Genomic DNA, 25,204 nt, shown 5'->3' on the forward strand with positions numbered 1-25,204 from the left:
AGGACTGAGCCGTCGCACGAGGGAGCGGGCCATGTCCTTCAAGGAACCGGGCGGGTACGGCGGAGACGCACGTCGTCGGCGCAGGCGCATCTCCCTGCTGCCCGAGGTCCTACCGTTCGATGCGCCGCGCGCCCTCGCTGAAGCAGCCCAGCACTGGGACAACCCTGCGGTTCTGTCCAAGAAGGTCAGCGAGCTCATCGAGAACCTTTCGCCCGACACGACCCGTCGTCCGGCCTCTCCGTCAGCGGCCGAGTTCGCGCATCGCACCGCCCGGAGCACCCTGGTCAAAGAGCTCAAGTCCCTGAACGTGGAGCTGCGTTCACAGAACTTCCCCGCCGCCACGCGCCAAAGGGTTTTCGCCGGGGCGTTCCGGCCGGGCGAAGCGACCGAGTCCCACCCCGGCGAGAGGGCCGTCTCCCTCGGCTTCGAGATCGCCTCCTTGCTCTCGTTGCGGGACGCCGGCGCCGAGGCATGGGCAAGCAAGGCGCTCAGCGAAGCAACGCGGGACAGCAGCAGGGAGATCAAGGCTGCCGTCAAGGTCACTCAGTACCTGCTGGGCCCCTCGCTTCTCACGATCGCGACCGACCTGACCCGGATCCTCGGCGAGGCCGTGGCGGGCATCAACGCGCAGAGGCTGCAGGAGTGCGTGAAAAACGTCTCGCAGGCCGCATCGGAACTTCGGGCCCATCCAGCGCCGCCGGAAGACTTGCCCCCGCCCCCTTCATCGGTCTCGCCCCCTTCACCGCACCAGCTCCCCGAGCCGCCGTCACCCCGCAGGGGAAAGGGCAGGCCTTCGACGCCCGGCCTACCCAGCGCCCACTGACCGCGCCCCACACCTCACTTCAGCGACTCCCACAGCTCGCTCGCCGCAGGCTCCTTCGCCACCACCCGGTTGGGGTCCGACGGGGCCGTGACCACCGGCATCGTCACCGTCTTCACCGAGTCGGAGGAGAGGCTCTCCAGGCTTCGGCCGAGGCCGACCAGTTCGCTGATCGAGTCCAGGCCGGTGTCCGTGGTGAGGCTGCTGGTGACCGCCTGGGCGACCTCGTACAGCTTGGCCGGGTCGGTGAGCAGGTTCGTCGAGGCCATCTGCTCCAACAGGGCCTTCACCAGCTTCTGTTGGAGGCCTATGCGGCCCAGGTCGCTGCCGTCGCCTATGCCGTGCCGGGTGCGGGCGAGGGCCAGCGCCTGCTTGCCGGTCAGGTGATGCGTGCCGGCCTTGAGGTGCAGATGGCTGTCGTCGTCGTCGATGTCCTCGTCGGTCGTGACCGTCACCCCGCCCAGCGCGTTCACCAGCTTCGCGAAGCCCGCGAAGTCGATCTCGATGTAGTGGTCCATGCGGACGTTCGTGATCGACTCGACCGTCTTCACCGCGCACACCGGACCGCCCACCGAATAGGCGCTGTTGAACATCGCGTTGTACGCCACCGCCGTGGAGCCGCCCGACTTCAGCGGGCAGGACGGGCGGGTGACCAGCGTGTCGCGCGGGATGCTGACGATCGTGGCCTTCTTACGCCCCGCGTCGATGTGCACCACCATCGCCGTGTCGGACCGCGCCCCGGAACTGCTCCCCCCGCCCAGCGCCTTGTTCTCCTTGCCGCTGCGCGAGTCCGAGCCCAGGACCAGGATGTTCAGCGAACCGGTGGGCAGCGGCGACGCCGAGGCGGACGCGGACGCGGACGACGACGGGGTCGTCACCCCTTTCGCCGGGCGGTCGTCGCCCAGCGCCTGGTCGATGTCGACGCTCTTGATGTTGCTGTCGAGGTGCCAGTAGGCCAGTCCCGCCGCGCCCGCGGCCAGCACCAGCAGGCCCGCCAGGGTGAGGCCGGCGATCTTCAGTACGGTCGACCGCCGGCCCCTTGGTCTGCCCGCGTCGCCGCTCTCCTCGTGTCCCGCAAGGTGTCCCGTCACGGGCAGGAACGTAAGTCCGAATTATTAGGAGATTGTTAGCGACGACCACGAGCGACGGTTTTCTTCGGAAAATCTCACGCTTCTCAGCAGTCCGTCAGGCGAGCGTCACGGTCGGTACGGGGTTGCTGCCGCTCCAGGACCCGTTGAAGCCGAAGCTCACCGAACCGCCGCTCGGCACCGTCCCGTTGTAGGAGGCGTTGGCACAGCTCACCGTCGACCCGCTCTGCGTGCACGTCGCGTTCCACGCCTGCGTGATCTGCTGCCCGGCCCCGAAGGTCCAGCTCGCCCGCCAGGAGGACAGGGCGGCCGTCCCCGAGCAGGCGATCGTCACCTGCCCGGTGAACCCGGTGTTCCACTGACTCGTCACGCTGTACGTCGCCGAGCAGCCGTCCGTCGACTGGGTGCCGCCGAGCGCCTGGGCGATCGCGTAGTACGCCGGTTTCGGCGCGTAGTTCTCGTCGTACGGCGTCGCGGCCCCGTACCCCGGGAAGGTGCTCGGCACCCAGGAGTCGGAGTCGGTGAAGCCCCAGACGGTGACGCCCGCGCACCGGGTCACCGCGACGCACGCGGCGAGCACCGCCTTGTAGTCGGCGGCCTGCTGGGCGAGCTTCGTGCTGTCGGACGGCAGCGCCATGCGTACGTCCAGTTCGGTGATCGCCACGTCCACGCCGAGGTCGGCGAAGCGCTGGATGTTCTGCTGGAGCGTGGCGGGGACCTGGCCGAGGATCAGGTGGGCCTGGAGGCCGACTCCGTCGATCGGGACGCCCCGGCTCTTGAGGTCCTTCACCAGGTTGTAGAGGGCGTTCGACTTCGCGCCCACGCCTTCGACGTTGTAGTCGTTGATGTACAGCTTGGCGTCCGGGTCGGCGGCCCGCGCCCAGGTCAGGGCGCTGGCGATGTAGTCCGCGCCGAGGCCGTCGTACCAGAGGGTGGAGCGGTAGGTGCCGTCCTCGTTGAAGGGTTCGTTGACGACGTCCCAGGCGGCGATCCTGCCCTTGTAGCGGCCGACCTCCGTGCTGATGTGGTTCTGGAGGAGGCTGCTGAGCTGGGCGGACGTCCAGCTGCCGTTCGTCAGCCAGCTGGGGTTCTGGTTGTGCCAGACCAGGGTGTGGCCGCGCACCTGCTGATTGTGGGCCTGCGCGAAGGCGACGATCTGGTCGGCCTCGGTCCAGTTGAAGCTGCCCTGGGTCGGCTCGACCGAGCCCCACTTCATGGCGTTGCCGGGGGTGAGCGAGTTGAACTGGGCGCCGGCGATGTCGCCGTAGGTGCCGGTGAGCTTGGACCCGGTGACCGCCGTACCGATGACCTTGCCCTTGGCGGTGGCGAGGTCGCGGAGCGGAGTGTCGGCGGCGTGCGCCGCGGGTGCCGTGAAGAGCACGGCGACGCCGGTGACGAGGGCCGCCAGGGATAAGCCTGTTCTCAGAGATCGCATTGCGGGTACCTCCGAAAGTTTCGGCTGAACAACCGATTGGCTTCGGAGCAGTGTGGGGCGACCCACCACGGCCGTCAATACAGTCCCGCTAAACGGCAGGCGGCGCCGCCGTGCTCGAACGCACCACCAGACTCGTCGCCAGCTCCACCCGCGTCGCCACCGGCACCTGGTCCTCCCGCCCCAGGTCCAGCACCAGTTTCGCCGCGGCCTCGGCCATCTCCGTCAGCGGCTGCCGTACGGTCGTCAGCGGCGGCCCCACCCAGCGGGCCACCGGCAGATCGTCGAAGCCGACCACGCTCAGGTCCTCCGGGATCCGCAGCCCCAGTTCGCGCGCGGCCTCGTACAGGCCCAGCGCCTGGAGGTCGTTGAGGGCGAAGACGGCGGTGGGGCGGTTCGGGCGGCGGAGCAGCTGCAGGCCCTGGCGGTAGCCGGTCTCGTGGTGGAAGTCGCCGGTCGCGATGAGCGCCGGGTCGACGGGGAGCCCGGCGGTTTCGAGGGCGGCCCGGTAGCCGTCGACGCGGGCGCGGCTGCACATCATGTGGGACGGACCCGTGATCGCACCGATGCGAGTGTGGCCGAGTTCCACCAGGTGCCGGGTGGCGGCGAGGCCGCCCTGCCAGTTGGTGGCGCCGATCGAGGGCACGTCGACGCCCGGGTCGCCCGCCGGGTCCATCACCACGAACGGGATGGAGCGGCTGGTCAGCAGCGCGCGCTGGGACTCGTCGAGGCCGGACAGGACGAGGATCACGCCGTGCGGGCGGCGCGCGGCGACCTGGTCGGCCCAGGTGCGGCCGGGGGTCAGGCGCCCCGCGCTCTCGCTCAGCACCACGCTCAGGCCGGTGTCCCGGGCCACGTTCTCCACGCCCCGGATGACCTCCATCGCCCAGGCGCTCTCCAGTTCGTGGAAGACCAGGTCGAGGAGGGGCGAGCGGCTGGCCTCGGCGCGCCTGCGCCGGTAGCCGTGCGCGCGCAGCAGTTCCTCGACCCGGGTGCGGGTGGCCGGGGCCACGTCCGCACGGCCGTTGAGGACCTTCGAAACAGTCGGCGCGGACACGCCGGCCTCACGGGCGATCTCGGCGAGGGTCGCGGTCTGTGTCGACCGGCCTGTCGTCGCGGTTGTCGTCCGTGTTTCAACGGGCTCGGGGGGCGTCATGGCGGCGATCGTATCCCTGCGCGACCTCTTGACGAACCCTTGCGACCGGCCTAGGTTCCCGGAACATTCGATACTAACAACGAAACATTCGCAGTCAGCATTCGTGAGAGGGCCGCACCCCACTCGACAAGAGCAGGAGTTTCATGACCACCGCCCCTTGGCGTGACCCCGCCCTGCCCGCCGACTCCCGCGTCGACGACCTCCTCTCCCGGATGACCCTCGAGGAGAAGACCGCCCAGCTGTACGGCGTCTGGGTGGGCGCCGACACCGACGGCGAGGGGGTCGCGCCGCTGCAGCGCGAGATGTCCTCCGACTACGAGTGGGACGAGCTGATCACCCACGGTCTCGGCCAGCTCACCCGCCCCTTCGGCACGGCCCCGGTGGACCCGGCGCTGGGCGCGCAGGCACTGGCCCGCGCCCAGCGCCGTATCGCCGCCGCGGGCCGCTTCGGCATTCCCGCGCTCGCGCACGAGGAGTGCCTGGCCGGCTTCACCACCTGGCGGGCCACCGCCTACCCGGTGCCGCTCGCCTGGGGCGCGAGCTTCGACCCCGGGCTGGTCGAGGAGATGGCCCGCGCCATCGGCCGCGACCTGCGCTCGGTCGGCGTGCACCAGGGCCTCGCCCCGGTCCTGGACGTCGTACGGGACCCGCGCTGGGGCCGGGTCGAGGAAACCATCGGCGAGGACCCGTACCTGGTCGGCACGGTCGCCACCGCGTACGTACGGGGCCTGGAGTCGGCCGGGATCGTCTCCACCCTCAAGCACTTCGCCGGGTACGCCTCCTCGGCCGGCGCCCGCAACCTCGCGCCCGTGCGGGCGGGCGTGCGGGAGTTCGCGGACATCACGCTGCCGCCCTTCGAGATGGCGCTGCGGGAGGCCGGGGCGAGGTCGGTGATGGCCGCGTACAACGACACGGACGGCATCCCGGCCTCCGCGGACCCGGGTCTGCTGACCGAGTTGCTGCGCGAGCGGTGGGGCTTCACGGGCACGGTGGTCGCCGACTACTTCGGCGTCGGCTTCCTGCAGACCCAGCACCGGGTGGCCGGCACGGAGGCGGAGGCGGCGCACGCGGCGCTCGCGGCCGGCCTGGACGTGGAACTGCCCACCCTGAAGTGCTACGGCACCCCGCTCGTCGAAGCCGTACGGGCGGGCGAGATCCCCGAGTCCCTGATCGACCGGGCGGCCCGCCGGGTCCTGCTCCAGAAGTGCGAACTGGGCCTCCTGGACGAGGACTGGACCCCGGAGCCGACCGCCCCCATCGACCTCGACTCGGCGTCGAACCGCGCCATCGCCCGCCGCCTGGCCGAGGAGTCGGTGGTCCTCCTCGACAACCCCGACGGTCTGCTCCCGCTGGCCCCCGACACCCGGATCGCGGTCGTCGGCCCGCGCGCCGCCGACGCCCTCGCCATGCTGGGCTGCTACTCCTTTCCCTCCCACGTCCTGACCCACCACCCCGAGATCCCGATGGGCATCGAGATCCCGACGGTGATCGAGGCCCTGCGCGCCGAACTCCCGGACGCCAAGGTGACGTTCGCCGAGGGCTGCGGGGTGGACGACCCGGACCGGGCCGGCTTCGAGGAGGCGGTGGCGCGGGCGGCCGAGGCGGACGTGTGCGTGGCGGTCCTCGGCGACCGGGCGGGCCTGTTCGGGCGGGGCACCTCGGGCGAGGGCTGCGATGTGACGGACCTTCATCTGCCGGGTGTGCAGGGCGACTTGCTGGACGCGCTGGTCGCCACCGGGGTCCCGGTGGTCCTGGTCCTGCTCACCGGCCGGCCGTATGCGCTGGGCCGCTGGCACGGCCAACTCGCCGCCGTCGTACAGGCGTTCTTCCCGGGCGAGGAGGGCGGTACGGCGGTGGCGGGCGTCCTGTCCGGCCGCGTGAACCCGTCGGGACGGCTCCCGGTGAGCGTCCCGCGGGTGCCGGGTGGCCAGCCGTGGACGTACCTCCAACCGCCCCTCGGCCTCGCGGGCGAGGTCAGCAACCTCGACCCGACGCCGCTGTACCCCTTCGGACACGGCCGCTCGTACACGACCTTCACCTGGGAGTCGGACGCCACGGGTGCGGAGATCGGCACGGACGGCTCGTACGACGTCTCGGTCACGGTCCGCAACACCGGTGCCCGGACGGGCGCGGAGGTCGTACAGCTGTACCTGCACGACCCGGTGGCGAGCGTGACGCGTCCGGACGTACGCCTGATCGGTTACCAGCGCGTGGAGTTGGCGCCCGGCGAGGCGGCCCGGGTCACCTTCGCCTTCCACGCGGACCTGTCGGCGTTCACCGACCGTTCGGGTGCGCGGGTGGTCGAACCCGGCGCGCTGGAACTACGGTTGGCGAAATCGAGCACGGACGCACGACACACCGCCCGGCTGAACCTCGTGGGCCCGACGAGGGCACTCGGCACCGACCGACGGCTGCTGTGCGGGACGGAGGTGTCGGAGGTGGGGTGATCTCCGGCCGGGGGACGCGGGGGGGCGATGCACAGGTACGTGTACCACGAGTTGGCGGCCGGGGTGACGTGGCTGGCGGGCGCTCTGATCGGGTGGACGGTCGCGGTGCTGGTACGGGGGATGCCTGTGGGCGGCGACACCGTGGTCAAGGCGATCGCGTACACGGCCGGCTGCCTCGCCGTGCTGACGCTGCTGCACGTCTCGGGGATCAGGTGGATCAGCGGGATACGGGACCTGCGGGCCGCGCTCCCCCTACCGAGCGACGCCCGGCCCCCGCGGCGTGACTCGTTCGGCCCACAGACTGGCCGGCCCGGCCGGCGGGTGTGGCGGGGCTGCCGCCGCCAGGAACCGTGGTGGCTGACGTACTCCTCCGTCAGGCCTCCGGCACCGGCTCGAACCGCCAGCGATGTACCGCCCGCATGACCAACTCCCCGTCCGGCTCGGGGAGTTCGGGCAGCTCGGTGTCGTAGGCCGCGTCCCACCAGGTGATGACCAGTACCCGGTCCTGGGGCGCGCGGAAGGTCTCCCGGCGGAGGGGCTCGGGTGTGAGGTGCTGGGCCCGTGCCCAGGACAGGAGGTCCTCGCCCCGGCCCTCGGCCGCCCGCGCCTCCCACATCAGGGCGACCGTCACGAGTAGAGGTTCTCCTTGCTGACCTCGTGGACGTGGTCGTGCCCCGGGACGTGCGGCTCCGTCACCGGCAGGGAGGAGTCCGCCGACAAATCCCAGCTGGAGGCGGCGCGGCCCCGGGCGACCATCTCGGCACCCAGCGCGGCCACCATCGCGCCGTTGTCCGTGCACAACTTCGGCCGCGGCACCCGGAGTCGGATGCCCGCCCTCTCGCACCGCTCCTGCGCCAGCGCCCGCAGCCGCGAGTTGGCGGCCACGCCACCGCCGATCATCAGGTGCCCGACGCCCTCGTCCTTGCAGGCCCGCACGGCCTTGCGGGTCAGCACGTCCACGACCGCCTCCTGGAAGGACGCCGCCACGTCACGCACCGGCACCTCCTCCCCCGCCGCCCGCTTCGCCTCGATCCAGCGGGCCACGGACGTCTTCAGCCCGGAGAAGGAGAAGTCGTACGCCGGGTCGCGCGGGCCGGTCAGGCCGCGCGGGAAGGCGATCGCCGAGGGGTCGCCCTCGCGGGCGTAACGGTCGATGACCGGGCCGCCGGGAAAGCCGAGGTTCAGCACGCGCGCGATCTTGTCGAAGGCCTCGCCGGCCGCGTCGTCGATGGTCGCGCCGAGCGGGCGGACGTCGGAGGTGATGTCGGTGGACAGCAGCAGGGACGAGTGCCCGCCGGACACCAGCAGCGCCATCGTCGGCTCGGGCAGGGCGCCGTGCTCCAGCTGGTCGACGCAGATGTGGGAGGCGAGGTGGTTCACGCCGTAGAGGGGCTTGCCGAGCGCGTAGGCGTACGCCTTGGCCGCCGACACGCCGACCAGGAGCGCGCCCGCGAGACCGGGGCCCGCGGTGACCGCGATGCCGTCCAGGTCCTTCGCGCTGACGCCCGCCTCCTTCAGCGCGCGGTCGACGGTCGGGACCATCGCCTCCAGATGGGCGCGGGAGGCGACCTCCGGGACCACGCCGCCGAACCGCGCGTGCTCGTCGACGCTGGAGGCGACGGCGTCGGCCAGCAGGGTGGTGCCGCGCACGATGCCGACACCGGTCTCGTCGCAGGAGGTCTCGATCCCCAGGACCAGGGGTTCGTCAGCCATGGATCTCGGTTCCTTGTACGGAGGTTGATGGGTCTGTCAGCCGCATGACCAGGGCGTCCACGTTGCCCGGCTGGTAGTAGCCGCGCCGGAAACCGATGCCCTCGAAGCCGAAGCGCTCGTAGAGCTTCTGGGCGCGGATGTTGTCGATCCGGCACTCCAGCATCACTTCGGCGCATTCGAAGGCGGTGGCGGCCCGCAGCAGCTCGGTCAGCAGCAGACCGCCGAGGCCGGTGCCCCAGTGGTCGCGGGCGACGGCGATGGTCTGGATGTCGGCGAGGTCACCGGAGGCGGCGAGTCCCGCGTAGCCGACGATGCGGTCGCCCTCCTCGGCGACGACGTACCGCCGCGTCGCCTCGGGGCCGCGCGCATGGGCCAGCTCGGACCAGAACATGCCCCGGGACCAGGCGTCCTCGGGGAAGAGGTCCTTCTCCAGCTCCAGCACGGGATCGATGTCCCACCAGCGCATCTCGCGCAGCCGAGGGGTCACGGGTGTGGTCACTTGGGGGTGACCACCTTGTAGTTCTTGGGGACCTGGGCGTCGGGGCGGCGCAGGTACAGCGGCCGGGGCGCCGGCAGCTCCTCGCCCGCGGCGAGCTTCTCGGCGGCCAGGCTCGCGAGGGCCGCGGCGGACACGTGCTCGGGCTCGTGTGCCTGCGGGAAGGTGTCCGGGTACAGCAGCGCACCCGCGCCGACGGCCGGCAGCCCCGCCACCTGGTCGGCGATGTCGGCGGGCCGGTCGACGGCCGGGTCGGTCAGCCGGGTCCGGGAGTCGGCGTACCGCGCCCAGTAGACCTCCTTGCGCCGGGCGTCGGTCGCCACGACGAAGGGGCCCTGGCCGATGTCGGCCGCGTAGGCGAGGCCGTCGAGCGTGCAGAGGCCGTGCACGGGCACGCCGAGGGCGAGCCCGAAGGTGTCGGCGGTCATCAGCCCGACGCGCAGGCCCGTGTACGGACCGGGCCCGATCCCCACGACGACGCCGGTGACGGCATTGAGCTTCAGTCCGGCCTCGGCGAGCACCCGGTCGACGGCCGGCAGCAGCAGCTCCCCGTGCCGGCGCGCGTCCACCTGACTCGACGAGGCGATGACGTCCGTGCCGTCGTGCAGGGCGACGGTGACGGCCGGTGTGGCGGTATCCAGAGCGAGCAAGAGCACGCAAACAGCCTACGGCTCCTCGAGCCGCGGCATTGCCGCCCGGGTGGGACCCGTCCGTGCTGCTACGGTCGCCGGGATGCACGGCGTACGAGGCGATGGGTCAGGTGGGCGACGGTGGCGAACGGCAGCTCCGGATTCGTGTTCGGGCTCACCACGGCGGCTCTCGTGACGGTCGGGGTCCTCGGCTACCAGGCCTCCGCGACCGTCCCCGCGAACCTGGGCAAGGCGCACGCGAGCGCCTCCCCGGCGGCCGCCGTCAAGGCACCGCGCGACAAGCGGAACCCCACCGCCCTGCCGGGGAACTCCGGCACCGGCGAGCGGGTCGTGTACTCGCTGGACGACGACCGCGTCTGGCTGGTCGACGCCCGCAACAAGGTCACCCGCACCTTCGAGGTCACCCCCGGCAGCGTCGACCCGCTCCCGGGCACCTATCCGGTCACCTCCCGCTCGAACACGATCACCGGCACCGACGGCACCCCCATCGAGCACGTGGTCCGCTTCGCGAACGTGGACGGCGTCGCGGTCGGCTTCAGCGCGGCGGTGAAGGAGCCCAAGTCGGCCCCGGACCCGGGCGTGCGCACGGGCGGGGTCCGCGAGTCGCGCGCGGACGGCGACGCGATGTGGGAGTTCGCGACGATCGGCGCGAACGTGGTCGTGATCCGCTAGGCCGCTTCCCTGCGCTGCTGCACCGGCTGCTTCGACACGTCCGGATCGGGGAGCCGTGGCGGGGTCGAGATCGCGCTGGCCGCGGCGCACGACGCCAGCAGCTCGCGCATGGACACACCCGCGACGACGGCGTACGGCTTCTGCTCGTTGCTCTCGGTGGCCGGCATGGACGCCTCCTGAGGACCCGGGGGCGGGCGTAGTTAGGTAGACCTAACTACGAGCTGGGTACCATGTGACCACGCGCAAGACGCCGAATGCAATATCTTGCCGACGTCTTGTCGGAAACGTTCACGGAAATGTCCGTACGCCGGGCCTGGAGACGTCAGGTCTGGAGACGTCAGGCTGACAGCACGCTCAGGTCCACCATCGCCCAGCGCTCCCCGAGCCCCGTCACGGTGACGTGCCGCACCTCGTCCGTCGTATCGCCGACGGCCCGGTGGATTACGACGTTCAGGCGGTCGTCGGTCAGCTCCTCGACCTTGCCCTCGCCCCACTCGACGACGATCACCGAGTCGGACAGCGAGACGTCCAGGTCGAGGTCCTCCATCTCGTCCAGTCCGCCGCCCAGCCGGTACGCGTCCACGTGCACGAGCGGCGGCCCGTCGCCCAGCGACGGATGCACCCGGGCGATCACGAACGTCGGCGAGGTCACCGCCCCGCGCACGCCGAGCCCCTCGCCGAGCCCGCGGGTCAGCGTCGTCTTGCCCGCGCCGAGCTCGCCGTTGAGCATCACGAGGTCACCGGCGCGCAGCAGCTTGGCGAGCCGACGGCCCAGGTCGAGCATCTGCTCGGGGGACGTGACGGTCAGCTGGGTCTCAACCGGGTTGTGCGGTGCTGCTGGTGCTTCCATAGCCACCCACGGTAGCCCCTGCGGGCACGGCACCCGCACGGGTGAGGAGGTCGGCGAGCCGGTCGGTGACCACTTCCGGGTGTTCCAGCATCACCAGGTGCCCGGCGTCCGGAACCAGCACCAGCTCGGCGTCCGGCAGCAGGTCGGCGATCGCCTCGCTGTGCTCACTCGGCGTGACGAGGTCGCCGATCCCGGCCAGCACCAGCACCGGCAGGTCCGCGAAGTACGCGAGCGCCTCGGTCTTGTCGTGGTCGGTGAAGGCCGGGTAGAACTCGGCGACCACGTCGATCGGCGTCCCCTCGATCATCCGCTCGGCGAACCGGGCGACGGCCGGGTCGACGTCCCGGGAGGCGAACGAGTACCGCTTGATGATCCCGGCGAACAGGTCGGCGGTGGCCCGCCGCCCCTTCTCCACCAGCGCCGCCTGCTGCCCGAGCGCCTTCAGCACGCCCGGCAGCACCCGCCGTACGGCATTCACACCCGCGACGGGCAACCCGAAGTTGACCTCGCCGAGCCTTCCGGACGACGTACCGACAAGCGCGACCGCGACGACCCGGTCGCGGATCAGCTCGGGGTACTGGTCGGCCAGCGCCATCACGGTCATGCCGCCCATGGAGTGCCCGACGAGCACGATCGGCCCGTCCGGCACGGCCGCGTCGATCACGGCCTTCAGATCGCGCCCCAGCTGGTCGATGTCGACCGGCACCCCGTCCTGCACCTGCCGCACCCCGCGCCCGGACCGCCCGTGGCTGCGCTGGTCCCAGTGCACGGTCCGTACGACACCGCGCAGCGCCGCGCGCTGGAAGTGCCAGGAGTCCTGGCTGAGGCAGTAGCCGTGGCTGAAGACGACGGTGACCGGGGCGGGCGCCTTCCGCCCGAACAGCCGTCGGCGGCGCGGGCTGAGCGGCGGTACGGCGGCCGGGTCGACGTCGTCGACCTCGTAGTACAGCTCCGTGCCGTCGTCGGCGTACGCCTTGCCGGGTGTGCCGCGCAGTGAGCCGTACGGTCCCGTCGAGTCGAGCGCGAGCCGTGCCTTCTTCCTCATCCCGCGGCCGACGGTGAGCCGCTCGATGGCGACGCCGGCCGCGGCCCCGGCGGCCACCACGCCTATCGCGGCGCCCGCGATGCCGGTCGCCCTGCGCCAGTTCCCGGCCGCCCCCGTGGCGGAGGCGACGGCTGCGACGGCCTCCGCACTGCTCTCGCTCACGTACCGCTCCTCTTCGCCGGACTCTCGTTCACTGGGTCGGGTGATACACGTGTTACCAATGTTGCCTGTGTTACTGATGCTGCCGGTGCTGTACCGCTGTCGGACGGTGTCGACGGCCCCTTGTGCCGCTTACCCGCTTTGTTCCTCATTCACGTAGACGCGGGGAACACGCGTTCCGATCCGGGTGACGATCTCGTATGCGATGGTGCCCGCGGCCTGCGCCCAGTCCTCGGCGGTGGGCTCGCCCCGGTCGCCGGGCCCGAAGAGGATCGCCTCCGCGCCGGCCTCCGGCTCGTCCCCGCCGAGGTCGACCACGAACTGGTCCATCGCGACCCGCCCCGCGACCGTGCGCCACTTGCCGCCGACCAGGACGGGTCCGGTGCCGGAGGCGTGTCGCGGGATGCCGTCGGCGTAACCGACCGGCACCAGGCCGAGGGTCGTCTCGCCGGGGGTGACGTACTTGTGCCCGTAACTGACGCCGTGGCCCCCCGGGACGTGCTTCACCAGGGCGATGTTGGCCGCGAGCGTCATCACGGGACGCAGTCCGAAGTCGGCGGGGGTGCCGACCTCGGGGCTCGGCGAGATGCCGTAGAGCGCGATCCCGGTCCGTACGAGGTCGAAGTGGGTGTCGGGCCGGGTGAGGGTGGCGGGCGAGTTGGCGATGTGCCGCACCTCGGGGCGGACGCCCCGCTGCTCGGCGTACGCGAGCATCTCCCGGAAGAGGGCGAGCTGGGCGTCGACGGAGGGGTGGCCGGGTTCGTCGGCGCAGGCGAAGTGCGACCACAGCCCGGTGACGCGCACGAGTCCGGCGCGCTCGGCCTCGACCGCCGCGCCGACCAGCTCGGCCCAGTCGGCGCCCGGCTGACAGCCGTTGCGCCCGAGCCCGGTGTCGCCCTTGAGCTGCACGCGCGCGACGAGGCCGGCCGCGCGGGCCGCCGCGGTGACCTCCTCCAGCGCCCACATGTCGCTCACCGACACGTCGATGTCGGCCTCGACGGCCTCCCGCCAGGGCCCGCCCGGCGTCCACAGCCAGCACATGAGCCGCCCGCGCAGCCCGGCCGCCCGCAGCGCGAGCGCCTCCTCGGGCGTGGCGGTCCCGAGCCAGCCGGCCCCCGCCTCGACGGCCGCCCGCGCACACGCCACGGCCCCGTGCCCGTACGCCTCGGACTTCACGACGGCCATGAGCTGCGCACCCGGCGCGAGGGCGCGCAGGGCACGCACGTTGGCCCGCAGGGCGACCAGGTCGATCTCGGCTCGGGCCCGCAGGGAAGCGGCAGGGGCGGCAGCAGTCTCACTCATGACGCCCCCAGTGTCTCAGAGGGGTCGGACACTCCCGGCGGACGCCTACGCCCCGGGCCGCCGCCCCCACACGTACACCCGGTCGCCCTTCCTCAGCACCCCCCACAGCTTCTTCGCGTCCCCGAGCCGCAGATTGACGCACCCCCACGACCCGACGGTGGTGTAGATGCTCCCGTAGACGGCGTGAAAGGCCTGCCCGCCGTCGAAGAACTGGGCATACGGCATGGGCGAGTTGTAGAGCGTCGACCAGTGGTTCTTGTGCCGCCAGTAGATCTTGTGCCAGCCGGGCCGGGTCCGGTGCCCGGCCCGTCCGCTCCGCATCGGCACGGGCCCGAAGACGACCTTCTTCCCCTTCTGCACCCAGGTCAGCTGCCGGTTCAGATCGACACAGGCGACCCGATACCGCCGCACCGGACACTTCTTCCCGGCGTTGGGATTCTTCCTGGCGCCGATGAGCTGCATGGTGGCCCAGGTGACGGGCCCGGCGAACCCGATGGCGGGCTTGATCCCGTGCTTCACCTGGAACTTCCGGATGGCCCGGCAGTCCGCCGCCGACTGCTTCCCGTCCACCCTCAGCTTCAGCCACCGCTCGACGCCCCGCTGGTAGGGCCCGGTCCGCTTGCTGCACGCGACCTTCCCGACGGCGTCCCCGAGCGGCACGTACTCGACGAGGTCGTACGTCCCCACCGCCGCGTCCCGCGGTTCGACGGCGTCCTCGGCGGCGCTGGGCGCGTACACCTTCGGCGCGAGCACCTGGTCGGGCGTGTCGATCTGCCAGGGCTGGGCGGGACCGGGCGCGACACCGGGGACCAGCTCGGCCTCCGGGCCGGGGGCGGGGACGGGGGGTGCGGGGACCGGCGGCGCGGCCAGGGCTTCGGTGCCCAGGGGCATGGCGGTGACGACGGCCAGCGCCACCGCGACACTCCGGCATGCGATACGTGTACTGATCATGCGATCAGAGAAACGCGCGGACAAGGGGAAGCCGGGGCGGCGCGCGGCCGGGTCACCCTTATTCAGGCTTATTCAGGCCGTCGAGTCACCCTTATTGAGGAGCGGGCCTAGGCTGGGGTCAGGAGGTGGTGGACATGTTGGCAGAAACCCCCCTGAACCCCGTGATCCCGGCCAGTGACCTGGGCAGGGCCAAGCGCTTCTACGGCGACACACTCGGACTCAAGGCGGTCATGGACGGGGAGGAGTTCGCGGTCTTCGAGTCCGGCGGCAGCCAGTTCTCCCTCTACTCCACCCCGAGCGGCGGCAAGGCCGCCCACACGCTGGCCACCTGGCTGGTCGGCGACCTCGACACGGAGATGGCGGATCTGCGCGGCCGGGGGGTCACGTTCGAGGAGTACGACCAGCCCGGCCTGAAGACGGTGAACGGGGTCGCGGAGGACGACGGGATGCGGGCGGCGTGGTTCAAGGACAGCGAGGGGAACATCCTCTGTATCACGCAGCAGGTTCAGTAGCCGAGCGACTCCGGACGGTCAGCCCCGTACGCCCCGCGCGTCCCGTAGATCGCGCACATCCCGCACATCCCGCACATCCCGCCAGGCCCCCGGAATCGCGTCCGCGACGTCGTGCGCGCCGGCCGGAGCGCCGTCGGCGGCGAACCTGCCGGCCAGCCCGTGCAGATAGGCGCCCACGCTCCCCGCGTCCAGGGCGGACAACCCGGCTGCCAGCAAGGAGCCGGTAAGCCCGGACAGCACGTCCCCGCTGCCGGCGGTGGCGAGCCACGGCGTCCCGGTCGCGTTGACGCGTACGGCTGTGCCGCCCGGGTCGGCGACGAGGGTGGTCGAGCCCTTGAGCAGGACGGTCGCCCGGTAGCGGGAGGCGAGTTCGCGCGCCCACTTGAGCCGGGCCCCCTCGACCTCTTCCCTGGACACTCCCAGCAGGGCGGCGGCTTCCCCTGCGTGCGGGGTCATGAGAGTGGGCGCGTCACGACGCCGTACGGCATCCCGCTCGGCGAGCCGCAGCCCGTCCGCGTCGATCAACACGGGCACGTCGGCCTCCAGCACCTCGGCGACGGTCCCGGCGTCGTCCCCTGCGCCGGGTCCGACGACCCAGGCCTGCACGCGCCCGGCCTTGGCGGGTCCTTGATCCGACACGAGGGTCTCGGGGAACCGCGAGATGACGGCGCCGCCGGCGGGCCCGACGTACCGAACGGCCCCCGCTCCGCCCCTCAACGCCCCCGACACGGCAAGCACGGCGGCTCCCGGATACCGCGCGGACCCGGCGGCGATCCCGACGACTCCCCGCCGGTACTTGTCGCTCTCGGCACCGGGCATCGGCAGCAGCCGCGCCACGTCGGCGTGCTGCAGGGCCTCCAGTTCCGGCTCATCGGGCAGTACGACGCCCAGCCCGATGTCGACGAGCCGCACCGACCCGGCGTACTCCCGCGCGGGATCGATGAGCAACCCCGGCTTGTGGGTCCCGAAGGTGACGGTGAGGTCGGCCCGGACGGCGACGCCGGGCACTTCACCGGAGTCGGCGTCGACACCGCTGGGCAGATCGACGGCGACGACGGGGACACGGGACTCGGCGAGGAGACCGGCCAACTCGGCTGCTCCTGGCCGGAGTCCACCCTTGCCGCCGATACCGACGATGCCGTCGATGACGAGGTCGGCGCGGAGGATGGCTTCTTCGGTGGGGGTGATACCGGCGGCGGTGGCGGCGCTGTCATGACGGGGGGTGGCGGCGGGGGTGCTTTGCTTTGCCGGGGCTGACGGGTTCGCTGGGGCTTCTGCCGGGGCTGCTGGCTCCGCTGGGGCTTCTGCCGGGGCCGTTGAGGCTTCTGTCGGGGCCGCCGGGGCTGGCTGCCCTGCCGCCTGGCCTGCCTGGTCTAGCTGTCCGGGCTGTCCGGGCTGTCCGGGCTGTCCCGGCTGTCCCGGCTTGCCTAGCTCTCCAGGCTGGCCTGCCTGCCCGCTCTGCGCTGCCTGCCGTAGCTGCCCTGGCTGCTCCGGCTGCCCTGGCTGTCCGGGCTGCCCTGCCGACCCCGCCGAGCCCGCTGGCCCTGCCGACCCTGCCGACCCAGCCGACCCTGCCGACCCTGCCGACCCAGCCGACCCAGCCGACCCAGCCGACCCAGCCGACCCAGCCGACCCAGCCGACCCAGCCGACCCAGCCGACCCAGCTTCAAGGGTCCGCCCCCCGGCCCGCCGCAGCGCCGCCAGGCCCCCCGCGTGCACCCGCTCGGGCGCCAGCAGCACGGCCGTCACCCCCGCCCCGCGCCGGGCGAGCCGAGCGCCGGCGTACAGGGCGTCGCCCCCGTTGTCGCCGCTGCCGACCAGCAGCACGACCCGGCTGCCGTAGACCTTCCCGAGCAGATCCGCGCAGGCGGCGGCCAGCCCCGCGGCGGCCCGCTGCATCAACGCCCCTTCGGGAAGCCGCGCCATGAGCTCGCGCTCGGCGGCCCTTACTGTCTCAACGCCGTAGGCAGTACGCATGCGACCGAGTCTGCCCTCAGCCTTCGGCGATCACCACCGCCGAGGCCACGCCGGCGTCATGGCTGAGGGACACGTGCCACGACCGCACGCCGAGTTCCGCAGCCCGCGCGGCGACGGTTCCCTTCACCCGCAACCGAGGCTGCCCGCTCTCCTCGACATACACCTCGGCGTCGGTCCAGTGCAGCCCGGCGGGCGCCCCGAGCGCCTTGGCCAGGGCCTCCTTGGCGGCGAACCGCGCGGCGAGCGACGCAACCCCCCGCCGCTCACCACTGGCCAACAACAACTCACTCTCGACGAACAGCCGTTCCGCCATCCCGGGCGTCCGCTTCAGCGACGCCTCGAACCGCTCGATCTCGGCCACGTCGATACCGACGCCGATGATGCTCATCCGGGCACTCTACGATCTGACGGCCACCGGAGAACTAACTCTCAGTCCTCGGCCTCGGTGAACAGCTCTTCCGCGCTCTGCACGATCCCGGCCCGATCCAGCCAGTCGTTGAGACGGTCGAGGTCGGTACAGGCGGTGATCCGCGCACGGACATCGTCGCCTACAGCCAGCCCACGCACTTCCAGAACGCGCAGCACCCCCTTGGCCTCGCCTTCTGCCTTGCCTTCGAGGTAGGCCGTCTCTCGAACCGTCCCCCGCCCGGGGAAATAGCTGACGAACGACATGATTTCCTTCAGTTTCTCTCCGGCTGGGCTGTCACCCAGTTCTCCTGAAGGGCGGTCGTAACTGCCCTCAGTATGGCCTCGCAGTCGGTACTACGGGCGTGTGCCAGCGCGGAGAGGACGGCCAGAGCGAGATTCTTCGCCGCGGTTCTGAGGAAACCGCCCCCCTTCACCCCGGAGTAACCGGCCGCAGCCGCCCAAGCACCTCCCGCCGACCGCTCACGGACAACCCCAGCCGACCCGCGGCTTCGAGATCGATCACCCCGGTCAGCAACCCGAGGACAGCCCGCGGCGCCCCCTCCAGGACAAGGTCGGCCTCGGTGGCGCGGCCGAGGCGGGTGTGGATCCGCCCACCCCGTAGCTCGATGACCGCCGACTCACCGTCCGCGACGACCTGGATGACCGCGTCCGGGCCGTCAGGCTCCGCATCCTCCGTGAACCACGTCGGCGCATAGGCCATCCACTGCGCCCGAAACGCGTCGTCCGGCCGTTCCTCGGTCATGAACCGCAGCCCCCACAGCCCGAGCGCCTTCAACACCGGCTCCAGGGCCAGACCGTCCGCGCTCAGGGCATACAGGACAGTAGCGACCGGCGGCGGCGCGTCCTCGCGGGTGATCAGCCCCGCCTCCTCCAGTTCCTTGAGGCGGGTCGACAGCAGGTTCGACGCGATGCCCGGCAGCCCGTTCCGAAGATCCGTGAACCGGCACGGGCCCTGCAACAGCAGCTCCCGGACGATCAACAACGTCCACCGGTCCCCCACGACATCGAGGGCCCGGGCGATCGAACAGTACTGGCCATAGCTCCGCATACGCCCAGCCTAACCCGCACAAGGTTTAATTTCAAAACTCAGAGGTTGAAAAACTCTACCAGCCGTGCTTAATCTTCAACCATGGCTAGTGCACTCGCACCCACGAAAATGACAAAAACCTCTAAACCGCTGGTTCTCGTCGCCCTGCTCACGGCCTCGTTCGTGATCAACCTCGACACCACCCTGGTCAACGTCGCCCTCCCGACCCTCACCCGCGAACTCGGCGCCTCCACCGCGCAGTTGCAATGGGTCGTGGACGCCTACAACCTCGTCTTCGCCGCCCTCCTCCTGACCTCGGGCAGCCTCTCCGACCGCTTCGGCCGCAAGGGCATGCTCATGGCCGGCCTGCTGGTGTTCGGCGTGGCCAGCTTCGTCGGCGGGTACGCAGGCTCCCCGGCGGAACTGATCGCGGCCCGGGCCGCGATGGGGCTCGGGGCCGCGATGACCTTCCCCGCCACCCTCTCCCTCCTCACCGGCGTCTTCACCGGCCGCAAGGAACGGGCGCTGTCCATCGGCCTGTGGGGCGCGACTGCCGGTGTGGCCATCGCGCTGGGACCGATCGTGGGCGGCTTCCTGCTGGCGCACTACAGCTGGTCGAGCGTCTTCTACGTCCTCGGCCCGGTGTCCCTCGCCGTCATCGCCCTGGTGGCGATATTCGTCCCCGCCGCACGGAACCCCGTCCGCCATCGCCTGGACTTCCTGGGACTCGTCCTGTCCGGCGCCTTCATGGCCCTGCTCGTCTACACCATCATCGAGGCCCCGAACCGCGGTTGGGCCTCACCGACAACCCTCGCCGGCTTCGCCGGTTCCGCGGTCCTGCTGGCCGCCTTCATCGCCGGCGAGCGCCGCACCGACCAACCGATGCTCGACGTACGGCTGTTCAAGGACATGCGCTTCAGCGCCGCCAGCGCCTCGGTCACCATCGCGTTCTTCACGCTGTTCGGGTTCATCTTCCTGATGACGCAGTTCTTCCAGTTCGTCCGGGCGTACAGTCCCCTGTCCACCGGCGTCCACCTGCTGCCGGTCGCGGTCTCCGTCGCCATCGGATCGACCCTCGGGACACGGCTGGCGGTCCGGGTCGGCACGAAGGCGATCGTCACGGCCGGGCTGGCCCTCCAGGCGGGCTTCTACTTCTGGGTCGCCACGGACATCTCCCCGACCCTCGGCTACGGGATCATCGCCATCCAGATGGTCGTGTACGGCCTCGGCATGGGCCTGACCTCGGCACCCGCGACCGAGTCGATCATGGGAGCGGTCGCCGCCGACCAGGCCGGCGTGGGCTCCGCCGTCAACGACTCCACCCGCCTCCTCGGCGGGACCCTCGGCGTCGCCGTCATCGGCAGCGTGTACGCCTCGCTCTACGACACCCGGCTCGACGCCACCCTCCCGGCCGCCCTGCCCCATGCCCTGACCGACTTCGCCCACCAGTCCGTGGGTGCGGCATTCGGCGTCGCCGACCAGCTCACCGCCCACGGTCAGAGCACAACCGCCGAAGTCGTACGTCAGGCCGCGACCGGCGCCTTCGACCACGGCCTCAGCATCGGATGCGTCGTGGCCGGAGTGGTCGCGGTCGCCGGCGCGCTGCTCGCCGCCGCCTTCCTGCCCGCGCACCCGGAACCCACGCACCTCACAACCGAATCGGCCGACGCGACCAGCAAGCAAAAGGACCCTGTGCGATGACCTACGAAGAATCCGCCGTCACCCGGACCATCGACCGACTCCTGAACGACCACCAGCACGAGCTCGACCCCTCCGCCGACGGAGCCCTGGACAACCTCGACCAGTTCCACATCGGCGGCGCCGAAGCGGTCGAGCGCCTCATCCCCACCCTCGCCCTCACGCCCGGCGACATCGTCCTGGACGTGGGCTCCGGATTCGGCGGACCCGCACGCCAGATAGCCCGCCGCACCGGCAACCACGTCGTCGGCGTCGACATCACCCCGGCCTACGTCGAGGCCGCACGCGACCTCACCGCCAGGGCAGGGCTGAGCGACCTCGTCCGGTTCCATACGGGGGACATCGCCGACTTCCGGCCGCCCGACCCGCCCGGGGCCTTCGGCGCCGCACTCACCATGCACGTCCAGATGAATGTGCGGGACAAGACCACCTGGTTCCGTCACATCGCCCAACACCTCGCCCCGGGCGCCCACTTGGCCGTATGGGAGATCTGCCAGCCGTACGAAGCCGAACTGCCCTGGCCCACGCCCTGGTCGCTCGACGGCACCGACAGCTTCATCGTCTCCGCCGACACACTGCGCGCCGACATCGAGAACGCGGGCTTCACCGCCACCGACTGGGCCAACGAGTCGGCCTGGGTGAAGGACTGGATCACCAAGACCTTCGCGAACGGCCTCCCCCCAGGCCCCGCCCTGCCGATGCTCCTGGACGACGGCTACACCCGCGTCATCAACTACGCCACCGCCCTCACCGACGGCACCCTCGAAATCTGGCGCGGCTGCTTCACCAAGAACGACTTCGCCAAGAACGACCAGGTGACAAGCTCATAGGCCGCCCCTACTCCACCGTCACCGACTTCGCCAGATTCCGAGGCTGATCCACCTCGTTGCCCCGCGCGGTCGCCAGCTCACAGGCGAAGACCTGCAAGGGGACAGTCGCCACCAGCGGCTGCAACAAGGTGGGCGTGGCCGGGATCCGGATCAGGTGGTCCGCGTACGGCACGACCGCCTCGTCCCCCTCCTCCGCGATCACGATCGTCCGCGCGCCCCGGGCCCGGATCTCCTGGATGTTGGACACGATCTTGTCGTGCAGCACCGACCGCCCCCGCGGCGAGGGCACGACCACCACCACCGGCAGGTCCTCCTCGATCAGCGCGATCGGCCCGTGCTTCAGCTCACCCGCCGCGAAGCCCTCGGCGTGCATGTAGGCGAGCTCCTTGAGCTTCAGCGCGCCCTCCAGCGCGACCGGGTAGCCGACGTGCCGGCCGAGGAACAGCACGGTGTCCTTGTCGGCCAGCGAGCGCGCCAGCTCCCGTACCGGCTCCATGGTCTCCAGAACCCGCTCGACCTCGGCGGAGATCCGCGACAGGTCCCGGATGACGGCGGAGATCTCGTCGCCCCACTTGGTGCCCTGCACCTGCCCCAGATACAGCGCCACCAGGTAACAGGCGACCAACTGCGTCAGGAACGCCTTGGTCGAGGCGACCGCCACCTCCGGGCCGGCGTGCGTGTACAGCACGGCGTCCGACTCCCGCGGGATCGTCGACCCGTTGGTGTTGCAGATGGCCAGCACCTTCGACCCCTGCTCACGGGCGTGCCGCAGCGCCATCAGCGTGTCCATGGTCTCGCCGGACTGCGAGATGGCGATGACGAGGGACCGCGAGCCGAGGATGGGGTCCCGGTAGCGGAACTCGCTCGCGAGTTCTACCTCGCACGGGATCCGCGTCCAGTGCTCGATGGCGTACTTGGCGATCAGCCCGGCGTGGAAGGCCGTACCGCAGGCCACGATGACGACCTTGTCGACCTCCCGCAGCTCGGCGGCGCCGATCCGCACCTCGTCCAGCGTCAGCGAGCCGCCCGCGTCGATCCGGCCGAGCAGTGTGTCGGCGACCGCCTTGGGCTGCTCGGCGATCTCCTTGAGCATGAAGTAGTCATAGCCCCCCTTCTCCGCCGCGGACGCGTCCCAGTCCACGTGGTACGAGCGCACCTCGGCCGGGCTCCCGTCGAAGCCGGTCACCGTCACCCCGTCCCGCCGCAGCTCGACGACCTGGTCCTGCCCCAGCTCGACCGCCGACCGCGTGTGGGCGATGAACGCGGCGACGTCCGAGGCGAGGAAGGCCTCACCCTCTCCAACGCCCACCACCAGCGGCGAGTTCCGCCGCGCGCCCACGACCACATCCGGCTCGTCGGCGTGCACCGCGACCAGCGTGAACGCGCCCTCGAGCCGCCGGCACACCAGCCGCATCGCCTCGGCGAGGTCCGCGCACGACGAGAACTCCTCGGCGAGCAGATGCGCGACCACCTCGGTGTCGGTCTCCGAGGCGAGGTCGTGCCCCCGCTCGGCCAGCTCGGCGCGCAGCGACGCGAAGTTCTCGATGATCCCGTTGTGGACGACGGCCACCCGACCCGCGTTGTCCAGGTGCGGATGCGCGTTGGCGTCCGTCGGCCCGCCGTGCGTCGCCCACCGGGTGTGCCCGATCCCCGTGCTCCCGGTCGGCAGCGGCCGCTCCAGCAGCTCCTTCTCCAGGTTCACGAGTTTCCCGGCCCGTTTCGCGCCGGCCAGTCCCCCGTCCGCCAGAACGGCCACTCCGGCCGAGTCGTACCCCCTGTACTCCAGTCGCTTCAGTCCGGCCATCACGACATCGAGCGCCGACTGCGACCCCACGTATCCCACGATTCCGCACATGCGCGGCAGCCTACGGTCCGACGGCCGCCGAAAAGAGCCTCAGCGTGCCCGAAATCGGAAATTCCCACGGCCATACGAACCCTCGCGGGCCCCGCACAGGAAAGGCGTGACGCACCCCACCCGCCGTCCCGTTCAAACTCCGTTAACAATGGACTGTGATCTCTCCGGTCTCCTCGATGCCCCGGAGCGCCCACCGGCACAGGCCGGAGGCGACTCCCTACGTCGACCTCACCCGTACGGAGTGGAGCGCGCTGCGCGACAAGACGCCGCTCCCGCTCACCGCCGAGGAGGTCGAGAAGGTGCGCGGCCTCGGCGACGTCATCGACCTCGACGAGGTGCGGGACATCTACCTCCCGCTCTCCCGCCTCCTCAATCTCTACGTCGGCGCCACCGACGGCCTCAGAGGTGCGCTGAACACCTTCCTCGGCGAGCAGGGCTCCCAGTCCGGCACCCCGTTCGTGATAGGCATCGCCGGCTCGGTGGCCTGCGGCAAGTCGACGGTCGCCCGGCTCCTCCAGGCGCTCCTCTCCCGCTGGCCCGAGCACCCGCGCGTGGAGCGCGTCACCACCGACGGCTTCCTGCTCCCCACCAAGGAGCTCCAGGCCCGCGGCCTGATGTCCCGCAAGGGCTTCCCGGAGTCGTACGACCGCCGGGCCCTGACCCGTTTCGTCGCCGACATCAAGGCGGGCAAGGACGAGGTGACGGCGCCCGTCTACTCCCACCTCATCTACGACATCGTCCCCGGCGAGAAGCTCGTCGTCCGCCGCCCGGACATCCTGATCGTCGAGGGCCTGAACGTCCTGCAGCCCGCCCTCCCCGGCAAGGACGGCCGCACCCGCGTCGGCCTCGCCGACTACTTCGACTTCAGCGTGTACGTCGATGCCAACGCCGACGACGTGGAGAGCTGGTACCTCAACCGCTTCAAGAAGCTGCGCCAGACGGCGTTCCAGGACCCGTCCTCGTACTTCCGCAAGTGGACCCAGGTCTCCGAGGACGAGGCCCTCGACTACGCCCGCACCCAGTGGCGCAACATCAACAAGCCCAACCTGGTGGAGAACATCGCCCCCACCCGCGGCCGGGCCACCCTGGTCCTGCGCAAGGGCCCGGACCACAAGGTGCAGCGCCTGCGGCTGCGCAAACTCTGACCGCTAACCTGCCCCCATGCTGCACCTGCGCCTGATCACGCCGTCCAACACGACCGACGACGTGGTCCGACTGATCGAGAAGACGGTCGGCACCACCCATCTGGTCGTGGTGCCCGGGGCCGCCCGCAACCCCGTGGGCGATGTCGTGATGTGCGACGTGGCCCGCGAGGCCGGTGACGAACTGCTCACCGGCCTGCGGGAGTTGGGCCTGGACCGGACCGGCTCGATCGCCGTCGAGAACATCGACCTGTCCCTGTCCAAGCGGGCCGACAAGGCGGAGGCGGAGGCCCCCGGCGAAGGCGCGGACGCCGTGCTGTGGGAGCACCTCGCCGACGCGACGCACGAGGAGTCGACGCTCTCCGTCACCTACGTCGCCTTCATCACGATCGCCACGATGATCGCGGCCTGCGGTGTGGTGCTCGACAACGCGATCCTGATCGTCGGAGCGATGGCGGTGGGCCCGGAGTTCGGCCCGCTGGCCGGCATCTGCACGGCGACGGTCCAGCGTCACCCGCGCCTGGCCGTGCGCTCGCTGATCGCCCTGCTGGTGGGCTTCGCGGCGGCGATGGCGCTCACGGCGGGCTTCAGCCTGTTCATGGACGCCGTCGGCCTGTTCACCAAGGGGCAGTTGGAGGCGGACCGGCCCAACACGGGCTTCATCTACGCCCCGGACTGGTTCTCGTTCGTCGTCGCGGTCCTCGCCGGAGCCGCGGGGACGCTGTCCCTCACTTCCGCGAAGTCGGGCGCGCTGGTCGGCGTGGCCATCTCGGTGACCACGGTCCCCGCCGCCGCCAACGCGGCCGTGGCGCTGATCTACAGCGACACCAACCAGGCCGGGCGCTCCTCGGAGCAGCTCCTGCTGAACCTGCTCGGCATCATCCTCGCCGGCACACTCACGCTGCTGGCCCAGAAGTGGCTCTGGGCCAGGCAGCGCAAGGCGGTCTCCTAGG

Annotated in this window: 25 protein-coding genes and 2 pseudogenes; 9 read left to right on the forward strand and 18 right to left on the reverse strand. The window is 71.1% G+C overall.

Annotated features, from left to right (window positions below; genetic code table 11):
- Nucleotides 1–31 precede the first annotated feature (31 nt).
- A complete protein-coding gene (locus MQP27_RS34115) occupies nt 32–823 on the forward strand; it encodes a hypothetical protein (protein ID WP_242772320.1) in 792 nt (263 codons plus the stop codon).
- Between the two features lie 14 nt (nt 824–837).
- Here the strand turns inward: MQP27_RS34115 and MQP27_RS34120 are convergent, their stop codons facing one another.
- From MQP27_RS34120 to MQP27_RS34130, 3 genes are all read right to left on the reverse strand, one after another.
- Complete coding sequence (locus MQP27_RS34120; protein ID WP_242772329.1) at nt 838–1,911, reverse strand: LCP family protein; 1,074 nt, start codon at nt 1,909–1,911, stop codon at nt 838–840.
- 94 nt (nt 1,912–2,005) lie between these two features.
- The gene (locus tag MQP27_RS34125; RefSeq protein WP_242772332.1) at nt 2,006–3,343 is read right to left on the reverse strand and encodes an endo-1,4-beta-xylanase; all 1,338 of its coding nucleotides are present in this window, start codon (nt 3,341–3,343) and stop codon (nt 2,006–2,008) included.
- 88 nt (nt 3,344–3,431) lie between these two features.
- On the reverse strand, nt 3,432–4,496 hold the full coding sequence (locus tag MQP27_RS34130) for a LacI family DNA-binding transcriptional regulator (protein ID WP_242772335.1): 1,065 nt from the start codon (nt 4,494–4,496) through the stop codon (nt 3,432–3,434).
- A 143-nt stretch (nt 4,497–4,639) separates the two neighbouring features.
- Here MQP27_RS34130 and MQP27_RS34135 point away from each other — a divergent pair, with 143 nt between their 5' ends.
- Together MQP27_RS34135 and MQP27_RS34140 are read left to right on the forward strand one after the other, a co-directional pair.
- The gene (locus tag MQP27_RS34135; protein WP_242772338.1) at nt 4,640–6,943 is read left to right on the forward strand and encodes a beta-xylosidase/alpha-l-arabinosidase; all 2,304 of its coding nucleotides are present in this window, start codon (nt 4,640–4,642) and stop codon (nt 6,941–6,943) included.
- Between the two features lie 27 nt (nt 6,944–6,970).
- Nucleotides 6,971–7,366 (forward strand): hypothetical protein, encoded by a 396-nt coding sequence (locus MQP27_RS34140; protein WP_242772341.1) that lies wholly within the window; start codon nt 6,971–6,973, stop codon nt 7,364–7,366.
- Here the strand turns inward: MQP27_RS34140 and MQP27_RS34145 are convergent.
- The 4 genes from MQP27_RS34145 to tsaB are packed head-to-tail and all read right to left on the reverse strand — an operon-like array spanning nt 7,317 to nt 9,808.
- A complete protein-coding gene (locus MQP27_RS34145; protein WP_242772344.1) occupies nt 7,317–7,574 on the reverse strand; it encodes a hypothetical protein in 258 nt (85 codons plus the stop codon). The two genes, MQP27_RS34140 and MQP27_RS34145, sit on opposite strands and share 50 nt — an antisense overlap.
- Nucleotides 7,571–8,656 (reverse strand): tRNA (adenosine(37)-N6)-threonylcarbamoyltransferase complex transferase subunit TsaD, encoded by a 1,086-nt coding sequence (tsaD, locus tag MQP27_RS34150; protein ID WP_242772347.1) that lies wholly within the window; start codon nt 8,654–8,656, stop codon nt 7,571–7,573. Before tsaD ends, MQP27_RS34145 begins: the two co-directional genes overlap by 4 nt.
- Complete coding sequence (gene rimI, locus MQP27_RS34155) at nt 8,649–9,155, reverse strand: ribosomal protein S18-alanine N-acetyltransferase (RefSeq protein WP_242772349.1); 507 nt, start codon at nt 9,153–9,155, stop codon at nt 8,649–8,651. The genes tsaD and rimI overlap by 8 nt, the downstream gene beginning before the upstream one ends.
- The gene (gene tsaB / locus MQP27_RS34160; RefSeq protein ID WP_242772354.1) at nt 9,152–9,808 is read right to left on the reverse strand and encodes a tRNA (adenosine(37)-N6)-threonylcarbamoyltransferase complex dimerization subunit type 1 TsaB; all 657 of its coding nucleotides are present in this window, start codon (nt 9,806–9,808) and stop codon (nt 9,152–9,154) included. Before tsaB ends, rimI begins: the two co-directional genes overlap by 4 nt.
- 114 nt (nt 9,809–9,922) lie before the next feature.
- Between tsaB and MQP27_RS34165 the strand changes: the two genes are divergently transcribed.
- A complete protein-coding gene (locus tag MQP27_RS34165; protein WP_242772357.1) occupies nt 9,923–10,474 on the forward strand; it encodes a hypothetical protein in 552 nt (183 codons plus the stop codon).
- Here the strand turns inward: MQP27_RS34165 and MQP27_RS34170 are convergent.
- From MQP27_RS34170 to MQP27_RS34190, 5 genes are all read right to left on the reverse strand, one after another.
- Nucleotides 10,471–10,641, reverse strand: coding sequence for a hypothetical protein (locus MQP27_RS34170; RefSeq protein ID WP_242772359.1), 171 nt, complete (start codon nt 10,639–10,641; stop codon nt 10,471–10,473). The genes MQP27_RS34165 and MQP27_RS34170 overlap by 4 nt on opposite strands.
- Nucleotides 10,642–10,811: 170 nt before the next feature.
- A complete protein-coding gene (tsaE, locus tag MQP27_RS34175; RefSeq protein WP_242772374.1) occupies nt 10,812–11,324 on the reverse strand; it encodes a tRNA (adenosine(37)-N6)-threonylcarbamoyltransferase complex ATPase subunit type 1 TsaE in 513 nt (170 codons plus the stop codon).
- Nucleotides 11,290–12,531: an alpha/beta fold hydrolase gene (locus tag MQP27_RS34180; protein WP_242772377.1), complete on the reverse strand. Its 1,242-nt coding sequence runs from the start codon at nt 12,529–12,531 to the stop codon at nt 11,290–11,292. The genes tsaE and MQP27_RS34180 overlap by 35 nt, the downstream gene beginning before the upstream one ends.
- A gap of 129 nt (nt 12,532–12,660) precedes the next feature.
- Complete coding sequence (gene alr, locus MQP27_RS34185) at nt 12,661–13,830, reverse strand: alanine racemase (RefSeq protein ID WP_242772380.1); 1,170 nt, start codon at nt 13,828–13,830, stop codon at nt 12,661–12,663.
- Between the two features lie 45 nt (nt 13,831–13,875).
- Nucleotides 13,876–14,781, reverse strand: a complete 906-nt coding sequence (locus tag MQP27_RS34190) for a L,D-transpeptidase family protein (protein WP_242772383.1) — start codon at nt 14,779–14,781, stop codon at nt 13,876–13,878.
- A gap of 134 nt (nt 14,782–14,915) precedes the next feature.
- Between MQP27_RS34190 and MQP27_RS34195 the strand changes: the two genes are divergently transcribed.
- Nucleotides 14,916–15,293 carry a VOC family protein gene (locus tag MQP27_RS34195; RefSeq protein WP_242772386.1) on the forward strand — a complete coding sequence of 126 codons (378 nt, stop codon included), beginning with the start codon at nt 14,916–14,918 and terminating at the stop codon, nt 15,291–15,293.
- Nucleotides 15,294–15,311: 18 nt separating this feature from the next.
- On the opposite strand, the pseudogene MQP27_RS51750 reads toward MQP27_RS34195, so the two are convergent.
- The 5 genes and pseudogenes from MQP27_RS51750 to MQP27_RS34215 all read right to left on the reverse strand — a co-directional run.
- Nucleotides 15,312–16,469: pseudogene (locus tag MQP27_RS51750) on the reverse strand (NAD(P)H-hydrate dehydratase); the annotation flags it as partial.
- Between the two features lie 483 nt (nt 16,470–16,952).
- A pseudogene (locus MQP27_RS51755) lies at nt 16,953–17,270 on the reverse strand (NAD(P)H-hydrate epimerase); the annotation flags it as partial.
- 16 nt (nt 17,271–17,286) lie between these two features.
- Nucleotides 17,287–17,658, reverse strand: a complete 372-nt coding sequence (locus tag MQP27_RS34205) for a holo-ACP synthase (RefSeq protein ID WP_242772393.1) — start codon at nt 17,656–17,658, stop codon at nt 17,287–17,289.
- A 41-nt stretch (nt 17,659–17,699) separates the two neighbouring features.
- Entirely contained in the window at nt 17,700–17,942 is a 243-nt protein-coding gene (locus tag MQP27_RS34210; RefSeq protein ID WP_242772398.1) for a hypothetical protein, read from the reverse strand.
- Between the two features lie 166 nt (nt 17,943–18,108).
- Nucleotides 18,109–18,747 carry a winged helix-turn-helix transcriptional regulator gene (locus MQP27_RS34215; RefSeq protein ID WP_242772401.1) on the reverse strand — a complete coding sequence of 213 codons (639 nt, stop codon included), beginning with the start codon at nt 18,745–18,747 and terminating at the stop codon, nt 18,109–18,111.
- Nucleotides 18,748–18,855: 108 nt separating this feature from the next.
- On the opposite strand from MQP27_RS34215, the gene MQP27_RS34220 reads away from it, so the two are divergent.
- Both MQP27_RS34220 and MQP27_RS34225 read left to right on the forward strand, forming a co-directional pair.
- The gene (locus MQP27_RS34220; RefSeq protein ID WP_242772404.1) at nt 18,856–20,427 is read left to right on the forward strand and encodes an MFS transporter; all 1,572 of its coding nucleotides are present in this window, start codon (nt 18,856–18,858) and stop codon (nt 20,425–20,427) included.
- Nucleotides 20,424–21,254: an SAM-dependent methyltransferase gene (locus tag MQP27_RS34225; RefSeq protein ID WP_242772414.1), complete on the forward strand. Its 831-nt coding sequence runs from the start codon at nt 20,424–20,426 to the stop codon at nt 21,252–21,254. The genes MQP27_RS34220 and MQP27_RS34225 overlap by 4 nt, the downstream gene beginning before the upstream one ends.
- Nucleotides 21,255–21,261: 7 nt before the next feature.
- Here MQP27_RS34225 and glmS read toward each other — a convergent pair whose 3' ends face one another.
- Nucleotides 21,262–23,109: a glutamine--fructose-6-phosphate transaminase (isomerizing) gene (glmS, locus tag MQP27_RS34230; protein WP_242772417.1), complete on the reverse strand. Its 1,848-nt coding sequence runs from the start codon at nt 23,107–23,109 to the stop codon at nt 21,262–21,264.
- 176 nt (nt 23,110–23,285) lie between these two features.
- Here glmS and coaA point away from each other — a divergent pair, with 176 nt between their 5' ends.
- Both coaA and MQP27_RS34240 read left to right on the forward strand, forming a co-directional pair.
- Nucleotides 23,286–24,254: a type I pantothenate kinase gene (coaA, locus tag MQP27_RS34235; protein ID WP_242772419.1), complete on the forward strand. Its 969-nt coding sequence runs from the start codon at nt 23,286–23,288 to the stop codon at nt 24,252–24,254.
- Between the two features lie 16 nt (nt 24,255–24,270).
- Nucleotides 24,271–25,203 (forward strand): DUF389 domain-containing protein, encoded by a 933-nt coding sequence (locus MQP27_RS34240; RefSeq protein ID WP_242772421.1) that lies wholly within the window; start codon nt 24,271–24,273, stop codon nt 25,201–25,203.
- Nucleotide 25,204 lies beyond the last annotated feature (1 nt).

Origin of the sequence: Streptomyces cylindrosporus, from assembly GCF_022698165.1 — a bacterium.
GTDB classification, from domain to species: domain Bacteria; phylum Actinomycetota; class Actinomycetes; order Streptomycetales; family Streptomycetaceae; genus Streptomyces; species Streptomyces cylindrosporus.

Coding starts and splice junctions, on each gene's coding strand:
- MQP27_RS34115 (WP_242772320.1), top strand. CDS start 32: ATGTCCTTCAAGGAACCGGGCGGGTACGGCGGAGACGCACGTCGTCGG.
- MQP27_RS34125 (WP_242772332.1), bottom strand. CDS start 3,343: ATGCGATCTCTGAGAACAGGCTTATCCCTGGCGGCCCTCGTCACCGGC.
- MQP27_RS34130 (WP_242772335.1), bottom strand. CDS start 4,496: ATGACGCCCCCCGAGCCCGTTGAAACACGGACGACAACCGCGACGACA.
- MQP27_RS34135 (WP_242772338.1), top strand. CDS start 4,640: ATGACCACCGCCCCTTGGCGTGACCCCGCCCTGCCCGCCGACTCCCGC.
- MQP27_RS34140 (WP_242772341.1), top strand. CDS start 6,971: ATGCACAGGTACGTGTACCACGAGTTGGCGGCCGGGGTGACGTGGCTG.
- tsaD (WP_242772347.1), bottom strand. CDS start 8,656: ATGGCTGACGAACCCCTGGTCCTGGGGATCGAGACCTCCTGCGACGAG.
- MQP27_RS34170 (WP_242772359.1), bottom strand. CDS start 10,641: ATGCCGGCCACCGAGAGCAACGAGCAGAAGCCGTACGCCGTCGTCGCG.
- tsaE (WP_242772374.1), bottom strand. CDS start 11,324: ATGGAAGCACCAGCAGCACCGCACAACCCGGTTGAGACCCAGCTGACC.
- alr (WP_242772380.1), bottom strand. CDS start 13,830: ATGAGTGAGACTGCTGCCGCCCCTGCCGCTTCCCTGCGGGCCCGAGCC.
- MQP27_RS34190 (WP_242772383.1), bottom strand. CDS start 14,781: ATGATCAGTACACGTATCGCATGCCGGAGTGTCGCGGTGGCGCTGGCC.
- MQP27_RS34195 (WP_242772386.1), top strand. CDS start 14,916: ATGTTGGCAGAAACCCCCCTGAACCCCGTGATCCCGGCCAGTGACCTG.
- MQP27_RS34205 (WP_242772393.1), bottom strand. CDS start 17,658: ATGAGCATCATCGGCGTCGGTATCGACGTGGCCGAGATCGAGCGGTTC.
- MQP27_RS34210 (WP_242772398.1), bottom strand. CDS start 17,942: ATGTCGTTCGTCAGCTATTTCCCCGGGCGGGGGACGGTTCGAGAGACG.
- MQP27_RS34215 (WP_242772401.1), bottom strand. CDS start 18,747: ATGCGGAGCTATGGCCAGTACTGTTCGATCGCCCGGGCCCTCGATGTC.
- MQP27_RS34220 (WP_242772404.1), top strand. CDS start 18,856: ATGACAAAAACCTCTAAACCGCTGGTTCTCGTCGCCCTGCTCACGGCC.
- MQP27_RS34225 (WP_242772414.1), top strand. CDS start 20,424: ATGACCTACGAAGAATCCGCCGTCACCCGGACCATCGACCGACTCCTG.
- glmS (WP_242772417.1), bottom strand. CDS start 23,109: ATGTGCGGAATCGTGGGATACGTGGGGTCGCAGTCGGCGCTCGATGTC.
- coaA (WP_242772419.1), top strand. CDS start 23,286: ATGCCCCGGAGCGCCCACCGGCACAGGCCGGAGGCGACTCCCTACGTC.
- MQP27_RS34240 (WP_242772421.1), top strand. CDS start 24,271: ATGCTGCACCTGCGCCTGATCACGCCGTCCAACACGACCGACGACGTG.